Annotated in this window: 18 protein-coding genes and 1 pseudogene; 17 read left to right on the top strand and 2 right to left on the bottom strand. The window is 68.9% G+C overall.

Going from position 1 to position 16,244, the window contains the following annotated elements:
• Nucleotides 1-297 precede the first annotated feature (297 nt).
• The 9 genes from AB0F91_RS30795 to AB0F91_RS30755 all read left to right on the top strand — a co-directional run bounded on the left by AB0F91_RS30795 (nucleotide 298) and on the right by AB0F91_RS30755 (nucleotide 10,149).
• On the top strand, nucleotides 298-1,935 hold the full coding sequence (locus tag AB0F91_RS30795) for an aromatic/alkene/methane monooxygenase hydroxylase/oxygenase subunit alpha (RefSeq protein ID WP_360603114.1): 1,638 nt from the start codon (nucleotides 298-300) through the stop codon (nucleotides 1,933-1,935).
• A gap of 88 nt (nucleotides 1,936-2,023) precedes the next feature.
• The gene (locus AB0F91_RS30790) at nucleotides 2,024-3,073 is read left to right on the top strand and encodes an FAD-binding oxidoreductase (RefSeq protein WP_360603112.1); all 1,050 of its coding nucleotides are present in this window, start codon (nucleotides 2,024-2,026) and stop codon (nucleotides 3,071-3,073) included.
• Between the two features lie 54 nt (nucleotides 3,074-3,127).
• Complete coding sequence (locus AB0F91_RS30785; protein WP_360603110.1) at nucleotides 3,128-4,231, top strand: aromatic/alkene monooxygenase hydroxylase subunit beta; 1,104 nt, start codon at nucleotides 3,128-3,130, stop codon at nucleotides 4,229-4,231.
• Nucleotides 4,228-4,578, top strand: a complete 351-nt coding sequence (gene mimD / locus AB0F91_RS30780) for a propane 2-monooxygenase effector subunit MimD (RefSeq protein WP_360603108.1) — start codon at nucleotides 4,228-4,230, stop codon at nucleotides 4,576-4,578. Before AB0F91_RS30785 ends, mimD begins: the two co-directional genes overlap by 4 nt.
• A gap of 100 nt (nucleotides 4,579-4,678) precedes the next feature.
• Complete coding sequence (locus tag AB0F91_RS30775) at nucleotides 4,679-5,713, top strand: amidohydrolase family protein (protein ID WP_360603106.1); 1,035 nt, start codon at nucleotides 4,679-4,681, stop codon at nucleotides 5,711-5,713.
• On the top strand, nucleotides 5,710-6,279 hold the full coding sequence (locus AB0F91_RS30770; protein ID WP_360603104.1) for an iron-sulfur cluster assembly protein: 570 nt from the start codon (nucleotides 5,710-5,712) through the stop codon (nucleotides 6,277-6,279). Before AB0F91_RS30775 ends, AB0F91_RS30770 begins: the two co-directional genes overlap by 4 nt.
• Nucleotides 6,276-7,301 (top strand): NAD(P)-dependent alcohol dehydrogenase, encoded by a 1,026-nt coding sequence (locus tag AB0F91_RS30765; RefSeq protein ID WP_360603102.1) that lies wholly within the window; start codon nucleotides 6,276-6,278, stop codon nucleotides 7,299-7,301. Before AB0F91_RS30770 ends, AB0F91_RS30765 begins: the two co-directional genes overlap by 4 nt.
• A gap of 50 nt (nucleotides 7,302-7,351) precedes the next feature.
• Nucleotides 7,352-9,001, top strand: a complete 1,650-nt coding sequence (gene groL, locus AB0F91_RS30760; RefSeq protein WP_360603100.1) for a chaperonin GroEL — start codon at nucleotides 7,352-7,354, stop codon at nucleotides 8,999-9,001.
• An 824-nt stretch (nucleotides 9,002-9,825) separates the two neighbouring features.
• A complete protein-coding gene (locus AB0F91_RS30755) occupies nucleotides 9,826-10,149 on the top strand; it encodes a putative quinol monooxygenase (RefSeq protein ID WP_360603098.1) in 324 nt (107 codons plus the stop codon).
• A gap of 128 nt (nucleotides 10,150-10,277) precedes the next feature.
• Here the strand turns inward: AB0F91_RS30755 and AB0F91_RS30750 are convergent, their stop codons facing one another.
• A complete protein-coding gene (locus AB0F91_RS30750) occupies nucleotides 10,278-10,610 on the bottom strand; it encodes a hypothetical protein (protein ID WP_360603096.1) in 333 nt (110 codons plus the stop codon).
• Nucleotides 10,611-10,801: 191 nt separating this feature from the next.
• On the opposite strand from AB0F91_RS30750, the gene AB0F91_RS30745 reads away from it, so the two are divergent.
• Entirely contained in the window at nucleotides 10,802-10,951 is a 150-nt protein-coding gene (locus AB0F91_RS30745) for a hypothetical protein (RefSeq protein WP_360603094.1), read from the top strand.
• A 68-nt stretch (nucleotides 10,952-11,019) separates the two neighbouring features.
• Nucleotides 11,020-11,307, top strand: a complete 288-nt coding sequence (locus AB0F91_RS30740) for an antibiotic biosynthesis monooxygenase family protein (protein WP_360603092.1) — start codon at nucleotides 11,020-11,022, stop codon at nucleotides 11,305-11,307.
• Between the two features lie 8 nt (nucleotides 11,308-11,315).
• Here the strand turns inward: AB0F91_RS30740 and AB0F91_RS30735 are convergent, their stop codons facing one another.
• Nucleotides 11,316-12,260, bottom strand: coding sequence for a LysR family transcriptional regulator (locus AB0F91_RS30735; protein ID WP_360603090.1), 945 nt, complete (start codon nucleotides 12,258-12,260; stop codon nucleotides 11,316-11,318).
• 99 nt (nucleotides 12,261-12,359) lie between these two features.
• Between AB0F91_RS30735 and AB0F91_RS30730 the strand changes: the two genes are divergently transcribed.
• From AB0F91_RS30730 to AB0F91_RS30705, 6 genes and pseudogenes are all read left to right on the top strand, one after another.
• Nucleotides 12,360-12,608, top strand: a complete 249-nt coding sequence (locus tag AB0F91_RS30730) for a hypothetical protein (protein ID WP_360603088.1) — start codon at nucleotides 12,360-12,362, stop codon at nucleotides 12,606-12,608.
• A 4-nt stretch (nucleotides 12,609-12,612) separates the two neighbouring features.
• Nucleotides 12,613-13,488, top strand: coding sequence for a MoxR family ATPase (locus AB0F91_RS30725; protein ID WP_360603086.1), 876 nt, complete (start codon nucleotides 12,613-12,615; stop codon nucleotides 13,486-13,488).
• Entirely contained in the window at nucleotides 13,481-14,584 is a 1,104-nt protein-coding gene (locus AB0F91_RS30720) for a VWA domain-containing protein (RefSeq protein ID WP_360603084.1), read from the top strand. The genes AB0F91_RS30725 and AB0F91_RS30720 overlap by 8 nt, the downstream gene beginning before the upstream one ends.
• 12 nt (nucleotides 14,585-14,596) lie before the next feature.
• Entirely contained in the window at nucleotides 14,597-14,863 is a 267-nt protein-coding gene (locus tag AB0F91_RS30715) for a hypothetical protein (protein WP_360603082.1), read from the top strand.
• The gene (locus AB0F91_RS30710; RefSeq protein WP_360603080.1) at nucleotides 14,860-15,249 is read left to right on the top strand and encodes a hypothetical protein; all 390 of its coding nucleotides are present in this window, start codon (nucleotides 14,860-14,862) and stop codon (nucleotides 15,247-15,249) included. Before AB0F91_RS30715 ends, AB0F91_RS30710 begins: the two co-directional genes overlap by 4 nt.
• A gap of 113 nt (nucleotides 15,250-15,362) precedes the next feature.
• A pseudogene (locus AB0F91_RS30705) lies at nucleotides 15,363-16,244 on the top strand (glucose-6-phosphate dehydrogenase); the annotation flags it as partial.

The following is a 16,244-nucleotide window of genomic DNA, read 5'->3' as shown; positions in this document are numbered from 1 at the left end:
GAGGCGCCTGCGTCGGTCAAAGCCTCACCTCCCGGCAGAAGGGCGTCGTGCGCCCCGGCCAGGCACACGACGTCGTGTGCCAGTCACCATAACGGCAGCCCTGACCACTGCCTGTCTCAAATTGAGACCACCATCACAGGGTACTCACGGTGTCATCTCCTGCATCCGGACGGCGACGTGCGAGCTGCATCCGGTGCCCGGCGGCCAGGCGGCCGGGGACCGGATCACCACCCGCGAGCGGCGCGAACCAAGCCGAGCCAGGAACTGCCGACGACCGATCAGGTGGAGGTACACGGCGTGAGTCGACAAAGTCTGAGCAAGGCCCACAAGAAGATCACGGAACTGTCGTGGGAACCGACCTTCGCGACCCCCGCGAAGCGATTCGGGACCGACTACAAGTTCGACAAGGCCCCCAAGAAGGACCCGCTCAAGCAGATCCTTCGGTCCTACTTCCCGATGGAGGAGGAAAAGGACAACCGCGTGTTCGGCGCCATGGACGGCGCCATCCGCGGCAACATGTTCCGCCAGGTCCAGGAACGCTGGATGGAGTGGCAGAAGCTGTTCCTGTCCATCATCCCGTTCCCGGAGATCTCGGCCGCCCGCGCGATGCCGATGGCCATCGACGCCGTGCCGAATCCCGAGGTGCACAACGGCCTCGCGGTGCAGATGATCGACGAGGTTCGCCACTCGACGATCCAGATGAACCTCAAGCGCCTCTACATGAACCACTACATCGACCCCGCCGGGTTCGACATCACGGAGAAGGCGTTCTCGAACAACTACGCCGGCACGATCGGCCGGCAGTTCGGCGAGGGCTTCATCACCGGTGACGCGATCACCGCGGCCAACATCTACCTCACGGTGGTGGCCGAGACCGCGTTCACGAACACCCTGTTCGTCGCCATGCCCTCGGAGGCGGCGGCCAACGGCGACTACCTGCTGCCCACGGTGTTCCACTCCGTGCAGTCCGACGAGTCCCGCCACATCAGCAACGGCTACTCCATCCTGCTGATGGCGCTGGCGGACGAGGACAACCGGCAGCTGCTCGAGCGCGACCTGCGTTACGCGTGGTGGAACAACCACTGTGTGGTCGACGCGGCCATCGGCACCTTCATCGAGTACGGCACGAAGGACCGCCGCAAGGACCGCGACAGCTACGCGGAGATGTGGCGCCGGTGGATCTACGACGACTACTACCGCAGCTACCTCATCCCGCTCGAGAAGTACGGGCTGAAGATCCCCCACGACCTCGTCGAAGAGGCGTGGAACCGGATCATCAACAAGCACTACGTGCACCGCGTGGCACAGTTCTTCGCCACCGGCTGGCCGGTGAACTACTGGCGCATCGACCCGATGACCGACACCGACTTCGAGTGGTTCGAGTCGAAGTACCCGGGCTGGTACAACCAGTTCGGCAAGTGGTGGGAGGCCTACAACCGCCTGCGCTACCCGGGCAAGAACAAGCCGATCGCGTTCGAGAACGTGGGCTACGAGTACCCGCACCGCTGCTGGACCTGCATGGTGCCGTGCCTCATCCGCGAGGACATGGTGACCGAGAAGGTCGACAACCAGTGGCGCACCTACTGCTCGGAGACCTGCGCCTGGACCGACACCACGGCGTTCCGCAGCGAGTACGAGGGCCGCGAGACTCCGAACATGGGCCGGCTCACCGGAAAGCGCGAGTGGGAGACGCTGTACGACGGGATGGACCTCGCCGACATCATCTCCGACCTCGGCTACGTCCGCGACGACGGGAAGACCCTCATCCCGCAGCCGCACCTCGACCTCGACGACCCCAAGAAGCTGTGGACTCTCAACGACGTCCGCGGGATCACCTTCGGCAGCCCGAACATCGCGCTCAACAAGATGTCGGACGCCGAACGCGAGGCGCACATCGCCGCGTACAAGGCGAACCCGAACGTCACGGTGGCCTGAGGCCGCACCCCGAAACGGTCCCCGCCGGGGTTCCCGGGTTCGAGTCCCGGGTGCCCCGGTGGGTACCCCCATCCCAGGAGCGGCGTCCATGGGCGACAAGCACAAGATCCGGTTCGAACCGGTCGGCATCGACATCGAGGCCGACGAGGACGAGACCATCCTCGATGCGGCCTTCCGGCAGGGCGTCATGCTCATGCACGGCTGCAAGGAGGGGCAGTGCTCGGCGTGCAAGTCCTTCTTGCTCGAGGGTGACCTGCAGATGGATCGGTACTCCACGTTCGCGTTGGCCGACTACGAAAGCGAGGAAGGGTTCGTGCTGCTCTGCCGAGGGCACGCGTACTCCGACCTCGAGATCGAGCTGACCAACTACGACGAGGACATGATCCGGTCCGGCCTGCCGGTCGTCACGGCGGGAACCACGGTGGAGTCCATCACCGACCTGACCCACGACATCTCGCTCGTCCGCCTCAAGGTGGACGAGGAAGCGGGTATCCGGTTCCACCCGGGACAGTACGTGGACATCAAGATCCCGGGCACGGACGAGCACCGCTCGTTCTCCATGGCCAACGTCACGGTGGCCGACGGGATCCTCGAGTTCATCATCAAACGCTACCCCGGTGGCAAGTTCTCCGGGCTGCTCGAAGGCCCCCTGTCCGCCGGCGATCCGCTGGAGGTGACCGGGCCGTACGGCACGTTCACGCTGCGCGTCAGCTCCGACCGGCGGCTGGTCTTCGTCGGCGGCGGGGCCGGGATGTCCCCCATCCTGGCGCTGCTGCGGCAGATGGCGGAAAGCGGCAACGAGCGGGAGGTCGTGTACTACTACGGCGCCCGCACCGAGCGAGATCTCTTCCACCTCGACGAGATGGCCGAGCTCGCCCGGCAGCTGCCGAAGTTCCGGTTCGTGCCGTGCCTGTCCGACACCGCTCCCGAAGGCTGGCCGGGTGACGGCGAAGGCGAAACCGGGCTCGTGACCCAGGTGCTCGAACGGCGGGAGGACAACCTCGCCGAATGCGACGTGTACCTGTGCGGCCCGCCGCCGATGATCGACGCGGCCCTGCCCCTGCTGGAAAGCCTGGGCGTGCCGGGAGATCAGGTCTTCTACGACAAGTTCACGATCACGGCCGCGGCGGAGGACTGACCACCGCCGGCCGATCCCACCCGAAGCAGGCCACACACACAGAGAGGTGTGCTCATGGTCAGTACGGAAAAGCCCCAGCAGAGCTTCCCGAAGCCGGAGTTCACAGGCGCCGAAGCCGGGCTGCTGGACTTCCCGAGCTCGAAGAGCCGAAGCTACAACTACTTCAAGCCGCGCAAGCTGCGCGCGACGATGTACGAGGACGTGACCTTCGACGTCCAGCCCGACCCCGAGCGGCACCTCTCGCAGGGCTGGATCTACGGCTTCGCGAACGGCCCCGGCGGCTACCCGAAGGAGTGGACGGAGCTCAAGTCCGGCAACTGGCACCAGTTCCTCGACCCCAACGAGGAGTGGGAACAGACGATCTACCGGAACAACTCCAACGTCGTCCGGCAGATCCAGCTCAACCTCGAGAACGCCAAGAAGGCCGGCGCCTACAACAACTGGGCGCCGAGCTGGGTCAAGTTCGTGGAGCGGCACCTGGGTGCCTGGATGCACGCCGAGCACGGTCTCGGCATGCACGTGTTCTGCTCCGAGCAGCGGTCCGCCCCCACGAACATGATCAACAACGCGATCGCCGTGAACACCGCGCACAAGCTGCGCTTCGCCCAGGACCTGGCGCTCTACAACCTGGACCTGACCGAGTCAGGCATCGACTTCGACGGCGCGGTGCACCGCTCGGTGTGGCACGAGGACCCGGCGTGGCAGGGCGTGCGGGAGAACGTGGAGCGCCTGACCGCGATCGGCGACTGGGCCGAGTCGCTGTTCGCCGCCAACGTGGTGTTCGAGTCCCTGGTGGGTGTGCTCTTCCGCAGCCACCTGGTGATGCAGGTGGCCGCCCGCAACGGCGACTACGTCACGCCGACGGTCGTCGGTGCCGGCGAGCACGACTACGAGCGGGACCGCGGCTACACCCGCGTCCTGTTCAGCATGCTCACCAGCGACGCCGAGCACTCCGCGCACAACAAGCAGGTGCTCACGTCGTGGCTCGAGAAGTGGGTGCCGGTCTCCGTGGCGGCCGCCCGCACGCTGCAGCCGATCTGGTCGCAGCCGCAGGAGAAGGTCGTGACCTTCGCCGAGTCCTGGGACGCGTCGGTCACCAACCTGCGCAGCCTCCTGTCCGACCTCTCCCTCGACGAACCGAAAGGGCTGCTTTCATGACCGCGAGCAGGCAGTTTACCGTCGACCGCACCGCGTCGAACATGTGCGGCGTCACCCTGATGAACAACCAGAACGGCTACGTCGTGGCTGAGGTCATGCGCGGCAAGCCGGGTGTCACGGTGGCGGAGTACCCGTCCATGATCCGCGTGGACGGCACGAACAAGATCGTCTTCAACTGGGACGAGATCTCCGAGGCGATCGGCTTCGACTTCGAGCAGCCGGACTTCGAGGAGATCATGTCGACGCACTACGGGCGCATGGTCCACCTCGACGACGAGACGGTCCTGTTCGCCAATCCGGAGGACGCCGCGGAGTACATCGATTTCGATCTCGAACCGGTCGAGTAGCCCGCGCACGAACACCGGTTCGCGCCGAGGGGGGCCGGGCCGGGACGGAGCACACCGTCCCGGCCCCGGTCCCCGGGCGCCCTTCCGCGAAAGGACTCCCATGTACCGCAAGGACGGCGAGAGCTACTTCATCGTCGACAGCCACGTGCACTTCTGGGACGGCTCGCCCGCCAACCAGGCCAACCGGTACGGCAAAGGCTTCATCGAGTGCTTCTACGACCACCACCGCACCCTCAGTCCCGCCGAGTGGCTGTGGTCGCTGGAGAAGTTCGGCAAGTACTCGGAGGAGACGCTGATCGACGACCTGTTCACGACGGGCTACGTGGACAAGGCCATCTTCCAGCCGACGTACCTCACCGACTTCTACGTCAACGGGTTCAACACGACCGAGCAGGACGGGGCCGTCGCGGAGAACAACCCCGGCAAGTTCATCGTCAACGGCGCCTTCGATCCTCGCGACCGCGAGGCCGGGCTGGACAAGCTCGAAGCGCTGGCCGAACGGTGGGACCTCAAGGGCGTGAAACTGTACACGGCGGAGTGGAAGGGCGAGTCGAAGGGCTGGCACCTGTCGGACCCGTGGGCTTACCGGTACCTGGAGAAGTGCGAGCAGCTGGGGATCCGCAACGTCCACGTCCACAAAGGACCGGCGATCGACCGGAGCGAGCGGGGATCGGCGGATGTCGCCGACATCGACGACGCGGCCGGCGCGTTCCCGAACCTGAACTTCGTCGTCGAGCACGTGGGCCTGCCCCGGTTCGAGGACTTCTGCTGGATCGCCACGCAGGAGCCCAACGTCTACGCCTGTCTCGCCGTGGCGATGCCGTTCATCCACACGCGACCGCGTTACTTCGCCCAGGTCGTGGGCGAGCTGTTGTACTGGCTCGGCGAGAACCGCATCACCTTCGCCAGCGACTACGCGATCTGGCAGCCGAAGTGGCTCGTCGAGTCCTTCGTGGACTTCGAGTTTCCCGAGGACATGCAGGGCGACTACGGCACGATGACCACCGACGCGAAGAAGAAGATCCTCGGCCTCAACGCCGCACAGCTCTACGACCTCGAAGTGCCCGCGGAGGTGACCGCCGGGATGGGCGGTACCCGCGCGGCCGCCGGTACGGGCTCGAAGGTTCCGGCATGACCGCGGCGACGGCTGAGACTCTGACCAGCAGAGTGTGGCGCGCCCTGGCCGGCGTGGTGGACCCCGAGTTCCACGAGCCGATCACGGACCTGGGGTTCGTGGCCGGAGTCCAGGTGCGCCTGCACAACGAACGCGGCCACTCGGTTTCGGTGCGGCTGCGGTTGCCCGCGTATTTCTGCGCACCCAACTTCGCGTACCTGATGGTGGCCGACGCGCACGACGCGGTGCTCAGCCTGCCGAGTGTCGACACGGTCGACATCGTGCTGGAGGGCCGTCGCGCCGGCGACGAGATCACCGCCGCCGGTTTCGGCGGCGCGGTGCCCGAGCAGGCCGGCGGTGAGCTCGCCGAGCTCCCGCCGGGGTTCCGGCGCGAGGCGCATCTGGCTTGCATGGAGCGGGCCGTGCGCAAGCTGGTGGACGAGGGCTGGCAGGTCGACGCGCAGCAGTCCGCCGAGCGCGAGAGCCTGCTGCGATTCGCCAAGGGCGTGCGCGTGTCCATCGAGGACAACACGAAGTCGCGGTACTACCGGACCGGCGACGAGGTGCGACTGGAGGTACCGTCGTGAAAGCGGTGCAGCTGCGCGGTTACGACCGCACCCCCGAGCTCGTCGAGGTGCCCGACGCCCACGTGCGGGAGCCGCTCGACGTGGTGGTGCGGATCGGCGGCGCCGGCGTGTGCCGCACGGATCTGCACATCATCGAGGGCCAGTGGGCGGAGAAGTCGGGCGTCACCCTGCCCTATACGCTCGGCCACGAGAACGCGGGCTGGGTCGCGAAGATCGGCGAGGGCGTCACGTCGGTGTCCGTGGGCGACCCGGTGATCCTGCACCCGCTCGCCACGTGCGGGCTGTGCAAGGCGTGCCGCGCGGGCGACGACGTCCACTGTGTACAGTCGGCGTTCCCCGGCATCGACCGCGACGGCGGTTACGCGGAATACCTGCGCACCAACGCGCGGGCTGTGGTAAAGCTGGACTCCTCACTCGAACCCGCGGCCGTGGCGGCGCTGGCCGACGCGGGGCTCACCGCGTACCACGCCGCCCGCAAGGCGGCGGCTCACCTGCACCCGGGTGAGCGCGTGGTGTCGATCGGCGCGGGCGGGCTGGGCCACATCGGCATCCAGGTGCTGAAGGCGATCAGCCCCGCCGAGCTGATCGTGGTCGACCGGTCCACCGACGCGCTGAAGCTCGCGGGCGAGCTCGGTGCCGACCACCTCGTGGTGGCCGACGGCTCGGAAGCCCAGGCGGTGCTCGAGCTCACCGGCGGTGAAGGCGTCGAAGCCGTCGTCGACTTCGTGGGCGAGGGCGGCGCGATCGAAGCCGGCGTGAAGATGTTGCGACGCGCCGGGAACTACTACGTGGTCGGCTACGGCGGGACGCTGGCGGTGCCGACCATCGACATCATCTCCACCGAAATCAATTTCGTCGGCAACCTCGTCGGGTCCTATTCGGACCTCGCCGAGCTCATGGTGCTCGCCGCGCAAGGAAAAGTCGCGCTGCACACCAGCACGTACGCCCTGACCGACTTCGAGAAGGCGCTCGACGATCTGGACCGCGGCCTTGTCCGCGGCCGCGCGATCCTCGTGCCCTGACCGCCGGCAGGTTCAGCCGCGACCACGACCTCCGTACGGAAAGGACAGACATGGCCAAGGACTTGCGGTTCAACGTCGAAGCGCGCCAGCTGCTGGAGTCGGGCGTGAACGCGCTCGCCGACGCGGTGAAGGTGACGCTCGGCCCCAAGGGACGCAACGCCGTGATCGAGAAGCTCACCGGAGCTCCGACGATCACGAACGACGGCGTCACCATCGCCAAGGAGATCCAGCTGCGCAACCCGTTCGCCAACATGGGCGCGCAGCTGGTGAAGGAGGTGGCGATGAAGACCAACGGCGTGGCCGGCGACGGCACGACCACCGCCACCGTGCTGGCGCAGGCGATCGTGCGCGAGGGTCTGCGTGCCGTCGACGCGGGCGCCAACCCGCAACTGCTCAAGAACGGCATCCAGAAGGCCGTGCAGCGCGTGGTCGAGGTGCTGCAGGCCGGCGCCCGTGAGGTGACCGAGGCGGGTGACCTCGCGCACGTCGCGACGCTTTCGGCGAACAACGACCCGGAGATCGGCGACATCATCGCCGAGGCGATGGGCCGCGTCGGGCTCGGCGGAGTGGTCACCGTGGAGGAGTCGCCCGCGTTCGGGCTGCAGGTGAACTTCGCGGACGGTGTGGAGTTCGACAACGGCTACATCTCGCCGTACATGGCCACCGACAAGGACCGCATGGAGACGGTGTTCGAGGACCCGTACATCCTCCTCACCAACGAGAAGATCTCGAAGGTGCAGACGCTGATGCCGGTCCTGGAGCAGGTGACCCGCACGCAGAAGCCGCTGGTGATCATCGCGGAGAACGTGGACGGGCCCGCACTGGGCATGCTCGTGGCGAACAACGTGCACAACACGTTCAGGTCCGTCGTGGTGCGGGCGCCGGGCTTCGGCCACCGCCGCATCGCGGAGCTTTCGGACCTCGGGGTGTTCACCGGCGGCGAGGTGGTGACCGGCGACGCGGGGCAGAGCATCGACGCGGTGCGCCTCGAGCAGCTGGGCCGCTGCCGGCGCATCACCATCACCGAGAGCAGCACCACGCTCGTCGGCGGTGCCGGCAACGACACCGCGGTGTCCGCGCGGATCGAGCAGATCAAGCGGGAGCTGGAGCGCGCCGAGAACGAGCACGACCAGGACAGCCTGCAGGCGCGCATCGCGCGGCTCTCGGGCAGCGTCGCGGTGATCCACGTGGGCGCGGCCACGGAGGTCGAGCTGCGGGAGAAGCAGCACCGGGTGGAGGACTCCCTGTCGGCCACGCGCGCCGCGATCGAGGAGGGCATCGTCGCGGGCGGCGGCACCGCCCTGGTCCAGGCCCGCACCGAGGTCGACACCCTCGACCTCACCGGCGACGCCGCCGTGGGCCGCGACATCGTCCGGCGCGCGCTGGTCGAGCCCCTGCGCTGGATCGCCATCAACGCCGGCTACGACGGCGACGAGGTCCTCGCCGCCGTCGGCTCGTCCGCTCCGGGCCACGGCTTCAACGCCCTCACCGGCGAGTACGGCGACATGTTCGAGGCCGGTGTCATCGATCCCCTCAAGGTGACCCGCTCGGCGCTGCAGAGCGCGGCTTCCATCGCGGCCCTGCTGCTGACCACCGAGACGCTCGTGGTGGAGGAGATCATCCAGAACCCGGGCGCCATCGTGGCTCCCGGTTTCGGTGACCTCGCCGAGGGCATGGTGCGGCCGTCCAACATCTACTGACCGCTGACGGCCGCTGGTGACCACTGCTGAGCTGCCGGCTGGACGCCAACCGCTTGACGGGACCGGGTGCGGAACCGATTTCGGTCCCGTTGAGCGAACGGCATGGCGTTGGGGCGGCGTGGTGTTGGGGCGGCGTGGCACGTCGGCTGGTCGATCGGCCACGCGCCTCGACGTTGGGCAAGTGTCAAACGGAACGGCTTCTTGCCGGCGACTCAGGCACCATGGCCGCGGCAGCTGGCAAACCACGACGGCGATCGCCAGCTGCCGCAACAACGTGACAGCCAACCACGCCAACGGCCATCCACGACGGCAAGGGCAAGCCGCCATGGCAACGGCAAGAGGCGCGGCAAGGGCTTAGCCGCCACAGTCATGGCCGCTGCCACCGACAATGGCAAATCGCCATCGCAACGGCGAGGCGGCAACGGCAACGGATATGGCAACGGCAACGGCGCGCTGCCACGGATATGGCAAGTTGCCGCGGCACGGGTGAGCCGGCCACGGCAACCGACCGACGGAACGGCAAGGTGCCACACCCAGTGGCAAGAGGACAGCCGGACAAGTCGGTTGCCAGGGCGATCTGCCACCGCGATGGCAGGTTGCCGGTACCGACGGCAAGTCCGATACCGATGGCAAGTGAGGCAGCCGTGGCAACGGCAGCCGGGGCGAGGAACCCAGCCCCGGCGAACCCGGACTCGGTTCCCGGCGCGGGACGCCCGCCGGGGGCCGCGGCCGGTCGTGAGTACGGGTGGTCGCGGCGCCCGGCTCACGCCCGGTCACGAGGCAGTGTGGCCTCGTGCGCCGACTGTGCCCTTCCGGAGGACAGCATGATCTTCATCGTCGTCAAGTTCACCGTGCGGCCCGAGCGGAGCGAGGACTGGCTCGGTCTGGTCGACGACTTCACCCTCGCCACCCGGCGCGAGCCCGGGAACCTGTTCTTCGAGTGGTCGCGCAGCGTCGACGTGCCCCACCAGTTCGTGCTGGTCGAGGCGTTCGCTGACCCCGACGCCGGCCGCGCGCACGTGAAGTCGCCGCACTTCGCGGAGGCGATGGCGTGGATGCCCGACGTCATCGCCCGCACCCCGGAGATCGTCAGCCTGGACGCCCCCGGCGCCGGCTGGAGCCCGATGGGCGAGCTCCGAGTCGACTGACCGCTCCCACCACAGGCCGGACCGGGGCCGGACCGCCGCGAAGGGTCCGGACCTGTCCGGCCGCACGATCGGGAAGCCGGCCGAGAAGTCACCCGGGGAAATCGCGCGGAAACTCGCCCGGGAACGCGTCAGCGCTTTCTGCCCCGCCGGCGTCGCGTCGCGCGGGTGAGGATCCAGGCCAGCGAGACGACCATCCCGCTCACCGCGAGGCCCCAGGCGGTGACGTCGACGGCAGGCACCCACGTGACCTCCGAGCCGCGGATGACGAAGGCGCCCGTCGGGCGGGCGAAGAGCCCGAAACCGACGCCTTCCTTGCCCGGCGCCTCCTGCCCGCCGCCCCCGCCGCCGGTCACCATGGCGGCCGGGATGACAACGACGCCATCCTTCTCGACCGGGTCGCCGTAAACGCGTTGCGCCGCGTACAGCTCCGCCGTGGACGCGGTGATGTCCTTGAGTCCCATGTGGTCACTCCTTCGTCGAGTCGCTGCCGGTCACGATCCTCGTCGATTACAACGTCCGGGTGAAGTCCCTGGCCACCACGGCTCACGTTGTTAGCGTGGACGCCGCTGACTCGACGGACGGTGGGGACATGACAGCATCCGTGCAGGAGCGGACCAGTACACCACGAAGAACGACCGAAGGAGTGAAACCTTTGTCCCGCAAGGAAGAGCCAGGTTTGGCGTTGAGCATCGCGCTCACGACGGCGCTGGGCTTGGCCTGGGCGGCCGAGGTGGGGGTCGGTGTCGGGGTGAGCATCGGGAACCTCGTCACCGGAAACACGCGCAAACCGCTCCCCCGCTGAAAAACAGCGAATAGACCACCGAATCTCTTTCGCCGCAACGGAAATCGTCTCCAGCGAAGGAGCGGAAGATGTTCATCGTCGCCGGGCACCTCGTCGTCGACCCCGGCCGCCGCGAGGCCTATCTGGCAGGCTGCGCGCGCGTGGTCGAGCAGGCTCGCGGCGCGCCCGGCTGCCTCGGCTTCTCTCTCACCGCGGACCTGGTGGACCCCGGCCGCATCGTCGTCTACGAACGCTGGGAGTCGCGGGCAGCCGTCGAAGCGTTCCGGGGCAGCGGCTCGAGCGACGAGCAGAACGCCGAGATCCTCGCCGCCGAGGTGGCCGAGGACGACGTCGCCGGCGTGCGCGAACTGACCTGACCGGGAGCCTAGGACCAGATCGTCACGTACACCGGCGGCCGGAACCGCGAAGGCGGCACGCCACTGCCCGGCGCGCGCATCACGTGCATCGCCGCCGGCGTCGTCAGGAAGTGCCGCAACGAGTTCGCGGCACCCGTGCGGCGGTCGGTCGGCAATGTCGTCACGTACCAGCACGTCGACATGGGCGTGTGGTGCGTCGGCACCACCGCGAGCTCGTGGCGGCGCAGCTGCGGCGCCACGAGGTGCTCCGGCGCCACCGACACCCCGCCCCCGCTGGCGGCCGCCGACCACCCGGCCGTCTGGTTCGGGAAGATCTGGATCGCGTCGTCGGGCACGCCGAGGCGGGCCAGCAGCCGACCGGTGTCGCTGCCCGGGTCGGCGCCGGCCGGGTCGAGCAGCCACGGCCAGTGGGCCGGGCTGCCCTGGTGGCGGCAGTGCGGCGAGCCGACCACGACGAGTGACGCGCGGAAGATCGGCGTGCAGTCGAGGTCGCCGCCGTCGCCGGTCACATCAGGGCCCAACGCCACGTCGGCCAGCCGGTTGGTGATGAGCACGGGCAGCTCGGCCGTGCGCGCGAGCCCGGACGACGCGTCGATGGAGTTGCCGGATCTCCGCGTGAACGCCTCCAGCAGCGGGTTGGCCACGAACTCCGCGATCTCGCTGGTCACTGCCAGCTGCAAGCGCGCCGCGACGCCGTTGGCCTGGCGCACGGCGGCGTCGGCCTCCGCACCGAGCGCCACCATCTGCGACGCGATGGGCAGCAGCCTGCTGCCGCCCGCGGTCAGCGTCATGCCGCCGGAGCGCTTGATGAGCAACTTGTCGCCGTGGTGCTGGCGCAGCGCGGCCAGCGCCTGCGACACCGCGGGCTCGCTCACGCCGAGCGCCTTCGCGGCGTCGGTGACCGACCCCAGCCTGGCCACCAGGACGAACGCGTTGAGCTGGCCCAGTGTCATGGTCAAATACTCTCGGTAACCTCCGAGTCTGGACAATACTCCTTAAGCAAAGGGTTAATCCAGCGCTGGACAACCGCGCGCACGGTGTTGACTCGCGCCATGGACGACGAAGCGCTGCAAGTCCTGCGCGAGGTCTGGCGCGCCCGTGGCCAGGACGCCGACGAGCTGGAAGCGGCCTGCGGGCCCCAGCGTACGTGCAAGAACATGTCGGGCGTGGGGTTCGGGGGCCTCGCCGAGAACGGCGACCTGCACACGGCGTGGCGCGACCAGCTCGCCCGTGAGGGGAAGCTGCAGCCCGGCACGAGTACGGTGCGTGACCTCGTGCTCGGTGCGGACGAGCAGCCGTAGCGGGATGGCCGAGCCGGACACCGTCGCGGGGCTCACCGCCGCCCTGCGTGACGGCGCGTACCTCGCCGACCGCGGCCTCGCCACGGCGCTGCTGGTCGGGCTGCGGCTGCACCGGCCCGTGCTGCTCGAAGGTGAGGTCGGCGTCGGCAAGACCGAGGTCGCGAAGACGCTCGCCGCAGTGCTCGGCCGCCGCCTGATCCGGCTGCAGTGCTACGAGGGCATCGACACCGCTCAGGCACTCTACGAATGGGACTATGCCCGCCAGCTGCTGCGCATCCGGGCGCTGCAGGACCACCAGGCCGAGTCCGGCGAGGTGGTCGAGCAGTTGTTCGGGCCCGAGTTCCTCGTCGAACGGCCGCTGCTGGCCGCCGTCCGCGCGGGCGCCGGGGCGGTGCTGCTCGTGGACGAGATCGACCGCGCCGACGACGAATTCGAGGCCTTCCTGCTCGAACTCCTGTCCGACTTCCAGGTCACCGTGCCCGAGATCGGCACCATCGTGGCGCCCAGTCCGCCGCTCGTGGTCCTGACTTCCAACCGCACCCGCGAGCTGCACGACGCGCTCAAACGCCGCTGCCTCTACCACTGGCTCGGCTACCCTGCCGCGGACCGTGAGCTGGAGATCGTGCTCGTGCGCGAGCCCGGCGTCGAGGAGACCCTGGCGCGCCAGGTCGTGGCCGCCGTGCGCCGGCTGCGGGAGCTCGACCTCGCCAAGCCGCCCGGGGTCGCGGAGACCATCGACTGGGCTCGCATGCTGCGGTTCCTCGGCGAGCGCACGCTCAACGAACGCTCCGCGGGCGACACGCTCGGCGCCGTCGTGAAAGACCGCGACGACCTCGACGTGGTGCGCGAGCACCTCGCGGAACTCGCGTCCGGTGGCTGAGCTCACCCGCCTGCTGGTGGGTTTCGCGCGGGCCCTGCGCGAAGCCGGGCTGCCCGTGGGTTCCGGCGACGCGCTGGGCTGCTGCCGCGCCATGACCGTCCTCGACACCACCGACCTCGCCGACCTCTACTGGGGTGGCCGCACCACGCTGCTGAAGCGCCACGAAGACCTTCCCCGCTACGACGAGACGTTCCGCCGCTACTTCCTCGGCGCCGGCGAACCGCCGGCGGCGGTGCTCACGATCCTCGCCGAGTCGGGCGTCGACGCCACGCTGGTCCTGCCCGAACCCGAACGCACCGGCGAAGAACACGAGACGGACACCCTCCTCGGGCTCAGCGCGTCCGATGTGGACAGTCTGAAGCGCAAGTCCTTCGGCACCTGCACGCCTGAAGAGCTCGCCGCGATTCGCCGCATCATGGCCCGCCTGCGCCTCACCCCGCCGAAACGGCGGACGCGCCGCACCCGGCCCGCGCGCAAGGGCCGCGAGCCGGACCTGCGCCGCACGGTCCGCGGCTCGCTGCGGACGTTCGGCGAACCGCGCGCGCTGCGGTGGCGCGAACGCCGCGTGCGGCTGCGACCGCTGATTCTCATCCTCGACGTCTCCGGCTCCATGGCCGACTACTCCCGCACGCTCCTGCAGTTCGCCTACTCCGCGCGGCGCGCCGCGGCGAAGGTCGAGGTGTTCTGCTTCGGCACGCGCCTCACGCGGATCACCGACCAGCTCGGCACCCGCGACGCCGACGAAGCTCTGGTGCGAGCGGCCGAAGCCGTGGTCGACGGGGAGGGCGGCACCCGCATCGGCGCCGCGCTCGACGAGTTCGTGCGCACCTTCGGCCGGCGCGGCCGCTGCCGCGGCGGAGTGGTCGTGATCTGCTCCGACGGGTTCGACCGCGGTGACCCGGACGTGCTGGCGAAGGCGGTACAGCGGCTTTCCCGGCTGTGCCACCGGCTGGTGTGGACGAACCCGTACGGCGGTGCGCTCGGCGCGGCGCCGCTCGGGATGAGGATCGCCGCGCCGTACGTGGACCTTCTGATCGTCGGCCACGACCTGCGCAGCCTGGAGGAGCTCGCGGCAGCGCTGCCACGGGTTCGGTGAGGAGCACCGGTGATGCGGTGGAGCGTGGGGATCGAAGCGGACGGCGACCGCGTGTTCACGCGCGAGGAGATCGTGAGCCTGGCCGACGCGGTGGCGGCGTCGGGCGGGATCGCCAGCGGGATCGGCACCACGAGCTACGGCGCGCGCCTGCTCGTCGAGGCGCCCGACCGCGAGAAGGCGATCACGCTCGCCACGGCGGAGTTCCGCCGCGCGGCCAAGGAGGCCGGACTGCCGTCGTTGCCGGTCGGGCGGGTCGAGGCCGTGGGCGAAGACGAGTGATCCGCCTCGGCCCGGCTTCGGGATACCCGTTCGAGGGCCCCCGCCTGCTCGGCGGGTGGGCGCCGCCCGCAGTCGCCGCCGTATACGCCGTGCTCTACCGCCCCGAACCCGAAACGCGGCCCGATCGGTACGCCGTGATCTACGTCGGCCACGCCGGCGACCTGTCCCAGGCGAACCTGCCGTTCCGCCACCCGCGGGCGCAGTGCTGGATCGCGCGCGCGGGCTCGCGGTGGAAGGTCCACATCTGCACCTACGAGGTCCCGCGTGGCCTGCCCGCGCATCGCGAGCAGATCGTCCGCGAACTCACCGCCGTCTACCACCCCCGATGCAACGAAACGCAGTTCGACCACAGCTGGGCCGAGGAGTGGATCGGCCACGAACGCTGACGGCTGGCCCCTCTCATCCTCCACGGATGAGGCCGGGTTGCTCGGTCGGCGGCGACGATGCTCCCGGACACGACCGGAGCCCGTGAGGCGTCGTGACGGAGCTGGAGGCACGGATGACATCGACAGCCATCGACCCACCGCGGGCTGACGTTCTCGTGATTTTCGGGATCACCGGTGACTTGGCAAAGGTGATGACCTTCCGTTCGCTGTACCGCCTCGAGGCGCGTGGCCTGCTGACGTGTCCGGTGGTGGGGGTGGCGGCCGAGGACTGGACCCTCGATCAGCTCATCGAACGGGCCCGGTCGTCGATCGAAGCGACCGGCGACCTCGACAAGGCGGTTTTCGACCGGTTCGCCGCCAAGCTGTCCTACGTCAGCGGAGATTTCACCGATCCGGCCACCTACGAGCGGGTCGGAGCCGCGGTCAACGGCGCCGCGACACCGGTGTTCTACCTGGAGATCCCGCCGTTCCTGTTCGGACGCGTGATCAAGGGACTGTCCGAGGTCGGGTTGACCGCGGGCGCCCGGCTCGTCGTCGAGAAACCGTTCGGCCACGACCGGCAGTCCGCGCGTGCGCTGGCCGACGAGCTGCACCAGTACATCGACGAGGCGCAGCTGTTCCGGATCGACCACTACCTGGGGAAGATGGGGCTGGAGGAGATCCTCCACCTGCGTTTCGCCAACGCCATCCTCGAGCCGTTGTGGAGCCGCAACTACCTCGAGTGCGTGCAGATCACGATGGCGGAGAGTTTCGGGGTCGAGGACCGCGGTCATTTCTACGACCCGGTCGGCGCGTTGCGCGACGTCGTCGTCAACCACCTGATGCAGGTGGTCGCGGCCGCCGCGATGGAGCCGCCCTCGCGGGGCGACCCGGTGACGCTGAAGGACTCGCAGGTCGGTCTGTTCCGAGCGGTGGTGGAGGCCGATCCGGTCCACTACGTGCGCGGCCAGTACGACGGTTACCTCGACATCGACGGTGTTTCACGCGCCTCGGCC

Source organism: Amycolatopsis sp. NPDC023774, from assembly GCF_040639695.1.
Classification (GTDB): domain Bacteria; phylum Actinomycetota; class Actinomycetes; order Mycobacteriales; family Pseudonocardiaceae; genus Amycolatopsis.
Note: the sequence above shows the minus strand (reverse complement) of the source record. Positions and strands in the feature narration are given on the sequence as shown.